We start from the raw sequence: 14,669 nt of genomic DNA on the forward strand, positions 1-14,669 counted from the left end.
GATCGTGATGGCCGCAGCGCCGACGAATCGCGAAGCCACATGGGCGCAGGCGCAGCGACTGCGCGAGGACGGCCGCATCGAGGCTGCCGCCGACGCCGTCATCGCGCTGTGGCAGCAAGTGCGCAACGACCGCGCAGGCGCGCTCGCCACGATCGAGTTTCTCAAGGAATGCGGCGCGCATCAGCGCGCGTTTCCGGTCGCGCGCGATGCGCGCACGCGCTGGCCGCATGACGCGCGCATCGCCGCGGAAGCGGGCGAAATCGCGCTTGCCCTCGGTCACTTCGACGAGGCCGCCGTGGCGCTGCGCGAAGCGATCGATCTCGACCCGAAGCAGGGTGCCGCGTGGCTGCGTCTGGCTTATTGCCGCCGCTTCGTCGAGGACGATGCCGACGTGCAGCGCTTCCGCGGCGGCTGGTCCGATCCGGGTCTCGACGAGGCCGCGCGCATCTGCGCCGGCTTTGCCCTGGGCAAGGCGCTCGACGATCTCGGCGACTGTAGGCAAGCCGCACAGGTACTGACGCAGGCGAATGCGCGCGCGCGCCGCACAGCGAACTGGCACATCGAAACATGGCAGCGTTTCGTCGACGCGCAATTGAACGCGCCGGCGCTGCCAACGTTGCCGCCGGATCCGACTTTCACACCGATCTTCGTCGTCGGCATGCCGCGCAGCGGCACGACATTGGTCGCGAGCACGCTCGCACGCCGCACTGAAGTGCGCGATCGTGGCGAACTCAACTGGATTCCGGCCTTGCATGCGCTGCTGCGCGAACAAGGACAACTGCGCAACCCGCAGGCACTGGCTGCGATCGCCGGCGTGATCCGCGCGCAGATGCGCCGCGACGATGCGCCCGCGCGATTTTATCTCGACAAGAACCCGCTCAACTTCCGCTATCTCGATTTCATCGCCGCGTGCTTTCCGAACGCGAAGATCGTGCATTGCCGGCGCAGTGCGCGCGATACGGCGCTGTCGATCTGGATGCAGCATTTCGCCCATGAGGACCTCGGCTTCGCCTACGACTTCGCCGCGATCGCCGAGGTCGGCAAGGGCTGCGATGCGCTGATGACGCATTGGCGTGCGCGCCTGCCGCTGGCCATCCTCGATGTCGACTACGAGCGCTTCGTCGCCGAGCCGCAGGCACAACGGCACAGGCTGGACGAATTCCTTGACCTGCCCACGCGCAAAGACAACGAAGTCGCGGACAACAACGCGCAGAGCATCACCACCGCCAGCGTCTGGCAGGTGCGCCAACCGGTCTATACGCACGCGGTCGAACGCTGGCGCGGCTACGCGCCGTATCTGCCCGAGCTGACCGCCTTGTTCCCGGAGCCCGCCTAGCAGCTCGGTTCGGCGTCGCGCTACTGCTTGCGCAGCTCGACGTTGCCGCTGAACGACTGCGCGTCGACGCGCGTGCCGGCATCGCCGCCGTCGACGTCAAGCGTGGTGCCGGGACCGAATTCGGCTTTGACGATCTTGCCCCAGTCGCTCTTCAGGCTGCCGCTGAAGGTTTCCGCATGAATGCGCGCGGCGAGATCGGCGCCCAGACGCAGACGCAGGTTGCCGCTCATCGTTTCGGCGCGGATGCGTGCACCTTTGGCCGGCGCGGCGGAGATATCGATCGTGCCCGACACGGATTCCGCGCCGAGCTCGGTTACCGTCGGCGCGGCGAAGGTCAGCGTGCCCGAAACGGTTTCGAGCTTGACACGCCCGTCCGCGCCGTTTGCCTTGATGTCGCCGCTGACGCTCTGCAAGTGGGCACGCTCGGTCGCACCCGCACGCGTGACCTGCAGGGTCACGCCGCCGCTGACGCTGTCGATCTCGACATTGCGTGCGGCGCCGTCGACGCGCACGTTGCCGCTGACGTTGTCGACCTCGATCGACTTGCCGTCGATGTTCTCGACCTTGCCGTCGGCACTGACCACGTCGAGCTTGACCGAGGCGGCGTGCGGGACGTTGAGGACGAGGCTGGTGTCGTTCGTCGGGCCGTGACCGCCGAGCCAGCCGCCCTTCTCCGCCTCGACGTGCAGCTCCAGACGCCGGGCGTCGCCTTCGATGACAAGCTTGGAACCGGCGCCGAGACTGCCGCCGAGCTTGACCTCATTTGCGGCGCCTCCGCTGATCGTGACGCTGCCGCTCACGTTGCTCACGTCGATCAGGCCGTCGGCGGCCAGCGCAAAGCTGCGATCCAGCGTCTTCGCCGCGCCGCCGTCCGCCACGATCGTCTCGTCGACAGCCAGGGCCGGCATCGCGGCAGCGAGCGCAAGCAGGATGCCGGTTGTGATTTTGTATACTTTCGTCATGTCCATCGCCCTCTGTTTCGTATTTTCCGGACTAACCCGAAATCGCCGCCTGACGCACGAGACGCATGCGCTGCGCATTGGTGCGGTTGAGCATGCTGACCAGGAACACCGCGTCCGGGCGCGCCTCGAGCGCGGCCTGCAGATCGGCGCTGGCCTTGTCGAGATCCTGAGCCGCCGCGGCGAGCTTGGGATCGGCCGGCTTGGCCCAGTCGAGCGCGGTCAGCGCTGCGGCGCCAGCGGCTGCGCTGCGCGGGCCGTCGACGGCTACCGTCGTCGGAGCGGAATCCTGACGGCGCAGCTGCGATGCGGTGAATACGGCACCGACGGCGAGCACCAGACTGGCCGCGAGCGCGAACGCAGGGCGGCGCCATTGCCGCCGCGGCGCCATAGCCGCCGGCTGCGCGATGCGCGCGGCGATGTCGGGCCACAGGTCACGCGCCGGCTCGACCGCCTCGTTGAGCTTGCGCATCTGGTTGCGCCACTGGAATTCATTGTCCATCGTTCACCTCGCTGCATCGTATAGGCAGGTCTGCACAACCCCATCCAGGGGTTGGCAGCCCGCGGCGAGTCCGAAGCAAGTTCGGACTCGCCTACGACGAATCAAGCCGTGCTTGATTCGCGGCGGGCCCTCCTTGGCCCGCAGAAAACTCCGGCTTTGGCTGAGTCTCTCAGTAGGCATGACTCAAGCCGCTTCAAGTGTAGTCCGCAACAGGCCGCGCGCACGGTGCAGCTGCGCCTTCGACGACCCGACCGCCATGCCCAATTCCTTGGCGATCTCTTCGTGCTTCCAGCCTTCGACATCGTGCAACACGAGCACCGCCCGCGCACGCGGCGGCAGTTTCGACACCGCCCGCTCGAGGTCGCCGCGTTCGCCAGCGCAGAACGGCACTTCGCCGCCCGCGGCCAGTTCGATCACGGCGTCGTCCACGTTGATCTCGTCGCGCCGGCCGCGCAGTTCCATCAACGCGATATTTACGCCGAGCCGGTGCAGCCAGGTCGAAAACGCCGCGTCGAAGCGGAAACTCGACAGCTTGCGCCAGGCCTGGATGAACGCTTCCTGGGTCAGCTCCTCGGCGCGCGCGCGATCCATGCCGACCAGGCGCAGGATCACGCCGTGCACACGGCCGGCGTGGCTGCGGTAGAGCTGCTCGAACGCGCGCGCATCGCCTGCGAGCGAGGCACGCACCAGCGCATGATCGTCACTGCGATCCGGGCGTGCTTGCGAGCCGGTATCCAAAGGGGTTGCCTGCATGCTGAGAACGGCGCCATCCATTTGTCAGCTTGGATGCGTGGGACGCCAGTATGGTTTAGATGGCGGCGCCTTTCGAGTCCTTCGCCATGGGGCGCCGAGCAAGCCGCGAAGCGGACGAGCCCTGCCTCGAGCCGCCATTCCGGAACAGGCCGGAATGGCGGCCGGGAAAAGGATCGTTCGGCCGCGAACGGCGAGGACTACGGCGTCCCCACCGCCCGCGCCTCGGTTTGCGCGGCTTCGAGCGACGCGCTGACACGGCGGTGTTCGCGCAGCAAGGCCGGCGGGGTGCGTGCGCCGAACGAGGCGAGATATTCGCCGATGTTCTCGTATTCGGCCTGCCAACCTTCGAGATCAACGTCGAGCAGTTCGTCGAGCTTGGCGCGCGACAGGTCGAGACCGGCGAGGTTGAGGTCTTCCGCATGCGGCAGGTTGCCGATCGGCGTAGCCAATGCGTCCTCGCTGCCGGCACAGCGGCCGAGGATCCACTCGAGCACGCGCATGTTGTCGCCGAAGCCGGGCCAGAGGAACTTGCCATCCTCGCCCTTGCGGAACCAGTTGACGTGGAAGATCTTCGGCAGCTTCGCGCCGGGCTGGTCGAACGACAGCCAGTGGCCGAAGTAGTCGGCGAAGTTGTAGCCGCAGAACGGCTTCATCGCCATCGAGTCGCGACGCAGTACACCGACCGCGCCGGTCGCCGCGGCCGTGGTTTCCGAGCCCATCGCCGCACCGGCGAGTACGCCGTGGGTCCAGTCGCGTGCCTCGAACACGAGCGGCAGCAGGTGCTCGCGGCGGCCGCCGAAAATGATCGCCGAGATCGGCACGCCCTGCGCGTCCTCGGCGTGCGGCGAGAAGCTCGCGCACTGCTTGGCCGCAACGGTGAAGCGCGAGTTCGGATGCGCCGCGGGGCCACCGGCCGGCTTGCCGTTCGCGATCGTCACCTCACGGCCCTGCCAGTCCTTGACCGGCACGCCGGGCAGACCTTCCCACCACGGATCATTGTTCGCATCGACCGCGACGTTGGTGAAGATCGTGTCGTGGTCGAGCATCGCCAGCGCGTTCGGATTCGTCTTCGCACTCGTGCCCGGCGCGACGCCGAAGAAGCCCGCCTCCGGATTGATCGCCCACAGGCGGCCGTCCGCGCCGGGTTTCATCCAGCAGATGTCGTCGCCGACCGTCCACACCTTCCAGCCGGCCTTGCGGTAGCTCTCGGGCGGAATCAGCATCGCGAGATTGGTCTTGCCGCAAGCGGATGGGAACGCCGCGGCGATGTAACGCGTCTCGCCCTGCGGATTCTGTACGCCGACGATGAGCATGTGTTCGGCCAGCCAGCCTTCCTCGCGCGCCTGCGCCGAGGCGATGCGCAGCGCATGGCACTTCTTGCCAAGCAGCGCGTTGCCGCCGTAGCCCGAGCCGATCGATTTGATCGAAAGCTCGGCGGGGAAGTGCATGATGAAGCGCTTGTCGGGATCGAGCTCGCCGGTCGAATGCAGGCCTTTGACAAACGTCGCCTCGCGCTCGATGCGTGCCAGCGCGGCCGCGCCCATGCGCGTCATGATGCGCATGTTGGCGACGACGTAGGGGCTGTCGGTGATCTCGACGCCGCAGCGCGACAGCGGCGAATCGATTGGCCCCATGCAATATGGAATCACGTACAGCGTACGGCCCCGCATGCAGCCGGCGAACAGCGCGTCGATCTTCGCGTGCGCCTCGGCCGGAGCCATCCAGTGATTGTTCGGGCCCGCATCGTCGCGGTTCTCGGTGCAGACGAACGTGAGGTGCTCGACGCGCGCGACGTCGGATGGATCGGAGCGGTGCAGATAGCAACCCGGATGGGTTTCCTGGTTCAACGCGACGAGGTCGCCGCGCTTCTGCATCAGCTCGACGAGGGCGGCGTATTCCGCGTCGCTGCCGTCGCACCAGTGGATGTTGTCCGGCTGCGTCAACGCCGCGACTTCCCCGACCCAGCGGTCGAGTGCTTCAAGCTTGCTCATTTTCTCTCCAACCGGCCAGTGGCCGAAAAATAAAAACTGTATTTGTATATTTCTATCCATGCCTCCCGATGAGGGAAGGGATGGTTGACGCTATTGCGGAATCAGGGTCGACATCACGTGTTCGACGTATTCCTCCAATTCTGTGTGATCGATGCGCGGCACGCCGAGCTGCAGCACGAGTTGCAGGAAGCCGACATAGGCCGCGTAGGTCAGCTGCGCGCGATGCAGCGCGTCGGTCGGCGACATGCCGACCTGGCGATAGGCCAGCTTGAGGAAGTCGAGCCGGCGCTGCGAGACGCGCTCCATCACCGGCTGCACGATCGGATGGTCGAGCGCGCGCAGCAGCGCCGAGTAGATGCCGTGCGTGCGCGCCTCGCGGCCGGTGCGGCGAAACAGTTCACGCAGGCGTTCGCGCGGATTCTCGATCGCGGCGATCTGGTCCATCGCCTCGTCGGCATGCGCTTCCCAGTTCTGCAACGCGGCCTTGAGCAAGGCTTCGCGCGTGGCGAAGTGCCAGTAGAAGCTGCCCTTGGTCACGCTGAGGCGGCGCGCGAGCGGCTCGACCGCAAGCGCGGGCACGCCTTGCTCGGCGATCAGGTCCAGCGCACCGGCTTCCCAGTCGGCGGCGGACAGACGCGAGCGTTCGGCTTTCTCGGCGGCTTGCAACATGCCTGCATGGTAGCGGCTGGGGCGCGCAGGCGTAAGGGTCTGTGATGCTGCGTCGCAGCAGTAAACGTTTACAAGCCTTTGTTCGTCAACTGGTTTTTGTTCAATACGCAAGCGTATTGACAGTATCAAAATCCAACTACATACTGCGGCGTATGGTAACTGTCGCCGCGAATTTGTCTTCAGCCTTTCCCGACGTGACTCGCCGGGAAGAAACGCTGACCGCGCAGGATGGTGTCACGCTGGCGATCGAGCATTTCGGCGACGGAAAAAATCCCGCGGTCGTCTTCGCCCATGGCTTCGGCCAGACCCGCCATGCCTGGGACGGCACTGCCAGCGCGCTCGCGCGGGCCGGCTGGCATACCGTGACCGCTGACGCGCGCGGTCACGGCGACAGCGACCGGCGCGGCGACGGCAACTATCACTACGACCAGTTCGTCGACGACCTCGTTCGAGTCGCCCGCGGCAGCGGCGAAACACCCGTGCTCGTCGGCGCATCGATGGGCGGATTGCTCGGTCTCGCCGCGCAGGCGTTGCACGCACCGTTTAGCGCGCTCGTGCTCGTCGACATCACGCCGCGCTGGGAAACCGCCGGTGTCGAACGTATCCTCGCCTTTATGCGCGCTCATCCTGATGGCTTTTCCTCGTACAACGAAGTGGCCGACGAAATCGCACGCTATCTGCCGCATCGTGCTGAGCGCAAATCCGAGGCGAGCCTGGGCCAGTTGCTCGTGCGTGACGACCGCGGCCGCCTGCGCTGGCACTGGGACCCGCGCATGCTCGACTTCGCCACGCGCGATGCCGAAACCCTGCAGCGCGACCTGCTTGCGGCCGCAGCCACGATCCGCGTGCCGATACTGCTCGTGAGCGGCGCGCGCAGCGACGTCGTTTCGGCGGAGACGATCGCCGAATTTCTCGCCCATGTTCCACACGCGCGCCATGTGCGCCTCGCCGATGCGACGCATATGGTCGCGGGCGATGCCAACGATACGTTCACACGAGTCGTGCTGGAATTCGTGCAAACGCTCCAATCGGAAGCCGCACCATCGAACGTCCGCAGTCAACGCGGGCAATGATTGCAACCACAAATCGTTCCAGCATCGTTTGAGAGGTTAGTCGCATGAATTGGTTTCCCCTGCTCGCCGCTCTCGCCGCTTCGCTGGCCTGCGCATATTTCCGCAGCAACCTGCGCGCGTGGACGATCGCAGGCTTCGCCGCAATCCTTGCCGTCGGCGTGCTCGCCGGCAGTCACTGGCTCGCGATCGCGCTGACCGCGCTCGCCTTCGGCCTGCTCAGCGTGCCGCTCAACCTCGACGACTTCCGCCGCAAGAAAATCACCGCACCGCTGCTCGGCGTGTACCAGAAGATCACGCCACAGATCTCGGCCACCGAACGCACCGCGCTCGAAGCGGGCACGGTCGGTTTCGAGGGCGAGCTGTTCAGCGGCAAGCCCGACTGGTCGAAATTGCTCAAACAGCCGGTGCCCGAACTGTCGATCGAGGAAAAGGCGTTCCTCGACGGTCCAGTCGAGGAGCTGTGCCGCATGGCCGATGACTGGCAGATCACGCACGAGCTCGCCGACCTGCCGCCCGAGATCTGGGATTTCGCCAAGAAGAAGAAATTCTTCGGCATGATCATCCCCAAGCAATACGGCGGCCTCGAGTTCTCCGCACTCGCGCAATCGGCCGTGCTGCAAAAGCTGATGGGCGCCTCGGCCTCGTTGTCGGTGACGGTCGGCGTACCCAACTCGCTCGGCCCCGGCGAACTGCTGCTGCACTACGGCACTCAGGAACAGCGCGACTACTACCTGCCGCGCCTCGCCGACGGCCGCGAGGTGCCGTGCTTCGCGCTGACCGGCCCGACTGCGGGCTCCGACGCGACTTCGATCCCCGACTATGGCATCGTCTGCAAAGGCGACTGGCACGGCGCGCAGGTGCTCGGCGTGCGTCTGACCTTCGACAAGCGCTACATCACGCTCGCCCCGGTCGCTACGCTGATCGGCCTCGCCTTCCAGATGCACGATCCCGAGCATCTGCTCGGCGACAAGGAACATATCGGCATCACGCTCGCGTTGATTCCGCGCGATACCAAGGGCCTCGAAGTCGGCCGCCGCCACTTCCCGCTCAACGGCGCGTTCCAGAACGGACCCGTGCGTGGCCACGACATCTTCATCCCGCTCGCGCAATTGATCGGCGGCGCCGACATGGCCGGCCAGGGCTGGCGCATGCTGGTCGAGTGTCTCTCTGTGGGTCGCGCCGTCACCCTGCCGTCGAACGCTGCGGGCGGCTCGCGCTCGGGCGCGATCGCGACCGGCGCCTACGCGCGCCTGCGCAAACAATTCGGCATGGCGATCGGCCGTTTCGAAGGCGTCGAGGAAGCGCTCGCGCGCATCGGCGGTTACACCTATGCAATCACCGCGCTGTCGCGCGCCACGGCCGCGGCGGTCGATCGCGGCGAAAAGCCGGCGGTGCCCTCGGCAATCGCCAAGTATCACTGCACCGAACTGTCGCGCGAAGTCGCGCGCGACGTGATCGACATCCACGGCGGCAAGGGCGTGCAGCTCGGCCCGAACAACTACGCCGGCCGCGGCTGGCAGACCGTGCCGATCTCGATCACCGTCGAGGGCGCGAACATCATGACGAGAAGTCTCATGATTTTCGGCCAGGGCGCGATCCGCTGCCATCCGCACGTGCTCAAGGAGATGCAGGCCGCGCAGATTCCCGACTATGCCACGCGCTTGCGCGCGTTCGACCGCGAGCTGTTCGCACACATCGGTTTCGCCGTCTCGAACGCGGCGCGCAGCCTCGTGCTCGGGCTCACGTTCGCCAAGATCGGCAACGCGCCGGGCGACAAGTACACGAAGCGCTACTACCGCAAGCTCAACCGCTACGCAGCCAACCTCGCCCTCGTCGCCGACACCGCGATGCTGCTGCTCGGCGGCAAGCTCAAGTTCAAGGAATCGCTGTCCGCGCGCCTCGGCGATGTGCTGTCGAACTTGTACATCGCCAGCGCCATGCTCAAGCGCTACGAGGACCAAGGCCGCCCGGTCGCCGACCAGCCATTGCTCGCGTGGGCGTTCCACGACTGCGCGTACCGCATGCAGAACGCGCTCGACGGCGTGCTGCGCAACTTTCCTATTCGTCCGGCTGCTTGGTTGTTGAGAGCGCTCGTGTTTCCGTTCGGCCGCCGCGAAGTGCCGCCGTCGGATCGCCTCGGCCATCGCGTCGCGGCGATCCTGATGGCGCCGAACGAAGCGCGCGAGCGCCTCGGCGAATGGGCTTACCTGACGCCGAACGCGAACAACGTGATCGGCCGCATGAACGCGCTGCTGCCCGACGTCATCGCCGCCGAGCCGATCGAGCGCAAGTTCTCCAAGGCACGCGGCCAGCTCACGAGTCTCGATGCCGCCGCGCAACTCGCCGAAGCCGAGCAGCTCGGCGCGATCACCGCAGACGAGCGCAAACTGCTCGAGCGCGTGCGCGCAGCGATAGCCGAGTTCATTGCGGTGGACGACTTCGATCCGGCCGAGCTGCAGTCGGCGGTGAAGCACTCCAGGCCACCGACGCTGCGCAGCGTGGCGTAGAACTTTTGGCGCGTCATCCCGCAACGGCGGGAATGATGCGTGGAAAAACTCATGCCCGCGTCGCCTCTCAAACTCTTCCGCCTGCTCGGTCGCACCGCGGCCGGACGCTGGACGTTCAGCCGCATCATTTGCGCTAAGGCGCCTTACTTCGCTTCGATCGCACCGCTGATCGAGGCGCTCGCGCCGGGCCGCTGCGTCGTCACGCTGCGCGATCGCCGCCGCGTGCGCAACCACATCGGCACCGTGCACGCGATCGCAATGTGCAACGCCGCCGAACTTGCCGGCGGCCTCGCCACCGACGTGACGATCGCGCCGGGCCAACGCTGGATTCCAAAGGGCATGAGCGTGCGCTACCTGAAAAAAGCGCGCGGCACGCTGACCGCGACAGCGCGCGTCGAAGCCCCACCGGCCGATGCGCCGGCGCAGGAAGCGCACGCGCTCGTCGAAGTGCGCGACGCAGCGAACGAAGTCGTCTTCGACGCCGACATCACGATGTGGGTTTCGCCGCGTCGCGAATGAGCAGCCTGCGATTTCAGAACGCCCAGGCAGCGCTCAGCAGCCAGCGCTGCCGCTGTTCGGGCGAAAGGCTCGGATAAGTGTAGTTGGCGCGATTGACCGCGACGCGCAGCAATTGCACGTCGACGCGATCGAACTTCGCGCCGACGCCAAGGCTGGCATCGAGCGTGCGATCGCGGTCACTATTGCGCGTGGAGTCTGTCTGCTGCACGCCGAAGTGGCCGAGCAGGCGCCAGCGCTCGTCCAGCGCATGCGCATAGTTGAATTCTAGATAAGTCGAACGTCGATGCCGGCCGAAATAGTTCGGCGCGCAGTACAGGCGCAGGTTCCAGTCCAGCGCGGAAAGGCCGACGAAGGTTTCGGCATAGTTCCAGAACGTGAAACCGCTGAAGATCGAATAGGTCGCGCCGATTTCCCAGCTCAATTGCGAAGTCAGCGCGTGCGCGTAACCCGCATCGACGATCCACAACGGCTCCGCATGGCTTTCTCCGTACAGCCGTGTCTGTGCGACCTGGCCACCGAGATACCAGCCGCCGGCGCCATCGTAGTTGAACGCGGCCATGGCTGCGGGCCGGCCATCGTTTAGCGACACACCGCGGTAGATATAGTCGCTCGCCGCACCGACCTGTGCCGACCACTGTGCGTGCGCCGTACCGGCCAGCAGCAGGCTGCACGCACCGAGACGGCAGCGCAGGCGGCCGCTTTCCCTCAACGCGACACGCGCGCCGTTCCTTCGCGGGACGAAAAGCAGTTCAGCGCCGGCGCGGCACGGCGCAAGGTCGCGCAGGCGTCGACGTAGCCTGCCGCACCATCGGGAGAATTCGCCGGAAATCGCGCCCATGCCGAGGATTGTCGCATGTCCGGCGTGCGCTCCAGCTGGCCTGCGAGCGCGAGCATGCCAGCGACCTGGGCCGCGGCGAACGAGGAACCGGAAACGAAGTTCCAGCGCGCACCCGGCGCCGGCGCTGGCACGTCGTCGGCCGGTGCAGACAGGACGGCAGCGCCCGCGCCGACGCGATCGGACACGGCGAGCACGCCCGCATGCGAGGCCGGGAACCCGCCACCCGGAGCGCGTGCATCGACCGCGCCGACGATGATCGCACCGCGTTCGCCCGCCGCGTCGATCAGGCGCGCGAGCAGGCGATCATCCGGACCGGAAAGGCTCAGATTGATCACTTGCGCATCCGCCGCGATCGCGGCCTGCAATGCCTGGGCAAGAGTGAAGCTACTGCACAGCGTCGCCGCTGCCGATTCCTCCCAGCAGGCGCGCAGTGCAAGCAGTTTCGCCTGCGGCGCGATGCCGACTACGCCCGCGCCGCGGTCCGCGTGCGCACCGATGATGCCGGCCACGGCGGTGCCGTGCGCCTCGGCGACGTGCTCGCGCGCATCGACGAAGTTACGCTCGATCTCGATACGCCCGGCGAGATCCGGATGCGTGGCATCGACGCCGCTGTCGATCACCGCGACGCGCACGCCGCGACCGGTGCTGACTTTGTGCAAGTCGTCGAGCTGCCAAAGGCGCGCGCTCGGCTGCAGCGAGTACAGCGAGGCCTTCGCCGCCGTGGGCGGTTCGATGGAGGTGCCGAGTGCGCGGAAGCGTTGCACCGGCTGCGCCCATTCGACGCGACTGTCGTTCGCTAGACGTTTGACGACCTCGTCGAGGTCGGCGCCGGCCGGCACGCGCAGCACATAGCAGTCCACGCCAATCGCCGGCATCGGCCAGCCCGACAGCACGGCCAGGCCCTGTGCGCGGGCGACGCCGTCGGCGATGCGTCGGCGCGCCGCGCGGCCCGCATCGTCGGCATAACCGCCGCCGTAGTTCGCGCCGGAGCGATAGTGCGGCGGCGGCAGGCGCAGCATCACGAGGATCTCGCGCGACGCGTCGGCCGGCGCAGGTGTCTCGTCCGCCGCGGCGACCATGCCCGCGAAGGCCAGCGCGAACAGCAGAGCAACTCTGGCCACGCAGCGTTTCAATGCACTGCCTTCGCTTCGAGCGACTGCACGAGCAGCACCGATTTCTCCGCACGCAGCTGCTGCATGGCGGCCTCAAGCTTTTCCGGGGCGACGGCGAGGATGTAGGCGTCGGCCGCCGTCGGTCCATCGACGATGCGCGCACCGCTGGCGAGCAGCACGCGTCGCAATTCGGCCACCTCGGTGTGCGGCGCGAACGCGACGACGAGGCGCGCCGGGTCCTCCGCCGCAGGGCGCGACAGCGCGCGATACGTATGCGCTTCGTCCGCGGTCTGTACGCGCGTCGACGCGAGCACCACGACAAGAATAGAGATGGCGGCGGTCTGTGCCGCCAGCGCCCAACCGAGCCACGGCCGCGGCAATACATTCTCGCGCCAGGCCTGCAGCCGCGCGCGCCAGGACGGCGTGGCCCGCGCATGCGCAGGCAGGCGTGCACGCAGCGCGGCGAATGCGCGGTCGATATCGCGGCCGGGCAGCCCGACGTTGTTTGCTTCGCGCAACTGACGTTCCCACTCGAGTTCGCCTCGGCAGGCCGCGCAGGTCTGCAGATGTCCGTCGACGAGGCGGCTTTCGGCCTCATCCAGCGTTCCTGCGACAAACCAGGGCAGGAGGTCGCGCACCGCGAGGTGCGTGGAATCCAGATTGACGACTCGTGTGCTCACAGGATGTCCTCCAGGCGTTCGGGCAATAGCGCCTTCAGGCGCCGGCGCGCGTGGAACATGCGCGTCTTCACGGTATCGACCGGGCAACCCATGATCTGCGCGATTTCGTGATAGCCGATCTCGTGGAAGTAGGTCAGTTCGATTACCGCGCGATGATTGGGCGAGAGTGCATCCACCGCCTCGGACAGCACGCGGCGCAGCTGCGCGCGCATCACCTCGTGCCTGGGTTCCGCATCGTCGGCCACGGCTTCGATGCCTTCGTCGGCGTCGACCGGAACGTCGATGTCGCGCAATGCCTTGAGCGACTTGCGCCAGGCGATCGCGAAGATCCAGGTCGAGACCTTGGACGAGCCGTCGTATTTGTGCGCGCCCGTGGAGACAACGAACATCGTGTCGTTGAGGATCTCCTCGACCAGCTCCGGCCGCCGCGTCGTGCGTTCGATGAAACGCGCCAGGCGCGGGAAATAGCCGCGGTACAGGTCCTCGAACGCACGCGTATCGCCGCGCGCAACGCGGGCGACCAACTCTGCATCGCTCGAGCCGGCGTGCGCCCTCGACTGCACAATCGCGTTGGCGCCGGGCCTTGCAAACATGGATGCGTCTCTTGCCATTTCCGTCTATTCCCGGACCGGGCCGGGCGGTTCAATCTTGCGCTCCGCCGGCGTTTGCGCATCCACCGCCGCCATAGTGAACCTTTACGCCGGCGACGGGAATACACGCAGCACAACGGCGGATGCGGCTGGAAATCCGCGACCTTCGCCGATTGTCCTCTCGATGCGCCACCGGAGCCAGCCCATGCCCAAGTACTTTTCCATCCTCTTCCTCCTGCTGTTCACCGCCGCGTCGGCAAATGCCGCGGACCACGGCGTCAGCGTAGGCGGCGGCGGCTTGTCGTTCTCGCCTTCCAACCTGACGATCAACAAGGGCGACACCGTCACCTTCCACAACGCCGGCGGCTTCCACAATGCCGTTTCCGACACGGGACTGTTCACCAGCGGCTCGGCCAGCGACAGCGGATGGAGCTACACCACGCCTGCGTTCAACACCGCCGGCAGTTTTCGCTATTACTGCGAAATCCACGGCGCACCGGGCGGCGTCGGCATGGCGGGCATGATCACCGTGCAGGACAACAGTCCGCCGCCTGCGCCTGATTTCAGCCTTGCCGCACAGGCGAGCAGCCTCAGCGTCGTCCAGGGAAGTAGCGCCAGCGATACGATCACGATCACCCCGGCGAACGGCTTCTCGGGCAATGTCACATTCAGTGCGAGCGGTCTGCCGGATGGTGTCAGCGCGAGCTTCGCAGCCAGCGGAACCGCGGCCAGTGTGCTGACTCTGAATGCGAGCGCGACCGCGGCGACGGGAGCGGTTCCCATCACCGTCACCGGCACATCCGGCAGCCTGACTCATTCAGTGCCGCTGAATCTGACCGTGACGGCGGCTGCACCGACGTTTTCGATCGTGCCCGGCATCACCGGCTCCTGGTACCTGCCGGCGCAATCCGGCCACGGCTTCAACGTCGAGGTGATCGGAGGACCAGGCAATGCCAACGGCATGCTCGCGTTCTGGTACGTCTACGACAACGCCGGCAACAACCTCTGGCTGGTCGGCCAGGGCAGCTACGTCGGCGACACCGCAACGCTCAACGTCCAATCGGGCAGCGGCGGCATGTTCCCACCAAACTTCGACAAGACCAGGATCGTGCGCACCAACTGGGGCACGCTGACCCTGAA

At 66.5% G+C, this 14,669-nt stretch carries 14 protein-coding genes; 5 read left to right on the forward strand and 9 right to left on the reverse strand.

Annotation, left to right across the window (positions count from 1 at the left end; genetic code table 11):
- Positions 1-7: 7 nt before the first annotated feature.
- Complete coding sequence (locus tag F455_RS19325; RefSeq protein WP_018971442.1) at positions 8-1,336, forward strand: tetratricopeptide repeat-containing sulfotransferase family protein; 1,329 nt, start codon at positions 8-10, stop codon at positions 1,334-1,336.
- Between the two features lie 20 nt (positions 1,337-1,356).
- Here the strand turns inward: F455_RS19325 and F455_RS0101280 are convergent, their stop codons facing one another.
- The 5 genes from F455_RS0101280 to F455_RS0101300 all read right to left on the reverse strand — a co-directional run bounded on the left by F455_RS0101280 (position 1,357) and on the right by F455_RS0101300 (position 6,210).
- Positions 1,357-2,298 carry a DUF4097 family beta strand repeat-containing protein gene (locus F455_RS0101280; RefSeq protein ID WP_169337272.1) on the reverse strand — a complete coding sequence of 314 codons (942 nt, stop codon included), beginning with the start codon at positions 2,296-2,298 and terminating at the stop codon, positions 1,357-1,359.
- Between the two features lie 31 nt (positions 2,299-2,329).
- On the reverse strand, positions 2,330-2,797 hold the full coding sequence (locus tag F455_RS0101285; protein ID WP_018971444.1) for a hypothetical protein: 468 nt from the start codon (positions 2,795-2,797) through the stop codon (positions 2,330-2,332).
- 183 nt (positions 2,798-2,980) lie between these two features.
- Positions 2,981-3,550, reverse strand: coding sequence for an RNA polymerase sigma factor (locus tag F455_RS0101290; protein ID WP_051084141.1), 570 nt, complete (start codon positions 3,548-3,550; stop codon positions 2,981-2,983).
- 197 nt (positions 3,551-3,747) lie between these two features.
- Entirely contained in the window at positions 3,748-5,541 is a 1,794-nt protein-coding gene (locus F455_RS0101295; protein WP_018971446.1) for a phosphoenolpyruvate carboxykinase (GTP), read from the reverse strand.
- A 90-nt stretch (positions 5,542-5,631) separates the two neighbouring features.
- The gene (locus tag F455_RS0101300) at positions 5,632-6,210 is read right to left on the reverse strand and encodes a TetR/AcrR family transcriptional regulator (protein WP_018971447.1); all 579 of its coding nucleotides are present in this window, start codon (positions 6,208-6,210) and stop codon (positions 5,632-5,634) included.
- 152 nt (positions 6,211-6,362) lie between these two features.
- Here F455_RS0101300 and F455_RS0101305 point away from each other — a divergent pair, with 152 nt between their 5' ends.
- Genes F455_RS0101305 through F455_RS0101315 form a run of 3 tightly spaced genes read left to right on the forward strand, consistent with a single transcriptional unit; the run spans position 6,363 to position 10,309 of the window.
- Positions 6,363-7,283 (forward strand): alpha/beta fold hydrolase, encoded by a 921-nt coding sequence (locus tag F455_RS0101305; protein WP_018971448.1) that lies wholly within the window; start codon positions 6,363-6,365, stop codon positions 7,281-7,283.
- Between the two features lie 44 nt (positions 7,284-7,327).
- The gene (locus tag F455_RS0101310) at positions 7,328-9,790 is read left to right on the forward strand and encodes an acyl-CoA dehydrogenase (protein WP_018971449.1); all 2,463 of its coding nucleotides are present in this window, start codon (positions 7,328-7,330) and stop codon (positions 9,788-9,790) included.
- A gap of 51 nt (positions 9,791-9,841) precedes the next feature.
- Positions 9,842-10,309 carry a hotdog fold domain-containing protein gene (locus F455_RS0101315; protein ID WP_018971450.1) on the forward strand — a complete coding sequence of 156 codons (468 nt, stop codon included), beginning with the start codon at positions 9,842-9,844 and terminating at the stop codon, positions 10,307-10,309.
- A 13-nt stretch (positions 10,310-10,322) separates the two neighbouring features.
- Here the strand turns inward: F455_RS0101315 and F455_RS0101320 are convergent, their stop codons facing one another.
- The 4 genes from F455_RS0101320 to F455_RS0101335 are packed head-to-tail and all read right to left on the reverse strand — an operon-like array spanning position 10,323 to position 13,532.
- A complete protein-coding gene (locus F455_RS0101320; RefSeq protein ID WP_018971451.1) occupies positions 10,323-11,018 on the reverse strand; it encodes a TorF family putative porin in 696 nt (231 codons plus the stop codon).
- Positions 11,015-12,268 (reverse strand): S8 family peptidase, encoded by a 1,254-nt coding sequence (locus F455_RS19330; protein ID WP_018971452.1) that lies wholly within the window; start codon positions 12,266-12,268, stop codon positions 11,015-11,017. The genes F455_RS0101320 and F455_RS19330 overlap by 4 nt, the downstream gene beginning before the upstream one ends.
- 8 nt (positions 12,269-12,276) lie before the next feature.
- On the reverse strand, positions 12,277-12,939 hold the full coding sequence (locus tag F455_RS0101330; RefSeq protein ID WP_018971453.1) for a zf-HC2 domain-containing protein: 663 nt from the start codon (positions 12,937-12,939) through the stop codon (positions 12,277-12,279).
- Positions 12,936-13,532, reverse strand: coding sequence for an RNA polymerase sigma factor (locus F455_RS0101335; protein ID WP_018971454.1), 597 nt, complete (start codon positions 13,530-13,532; stop codon positions 12,936-12,938). The genes F455_RS0101330 and F455_RS0101335 overlap by 4 nt, the downstream gene beginning before the upstream one ends.
- Before the next feature lie 202 nt (positions 13,533-13,734).
- Here F455_RS0101335 and F455_RS21715 point away from each other — a divergent pair.
- On the forward strand, positions 13,735-14,669 hold a 935-nt coding region (locus F455_RS21715), incomplete at its 3' end, for a plastocyanin/azurin family copper-binding protein (protein WP_211212271.1).

The sequence above is a fragment of the Rudaea cellulosilytica DSM 22992 genome (assembly GCF_000378125.1).
Lineage (GTDB): Bacteria > Pseudomonadota > Gammaproteobacteria > Xanthomonadales > Rhodanobacteraceae > Rudaea > Rudaea cellulosilytica.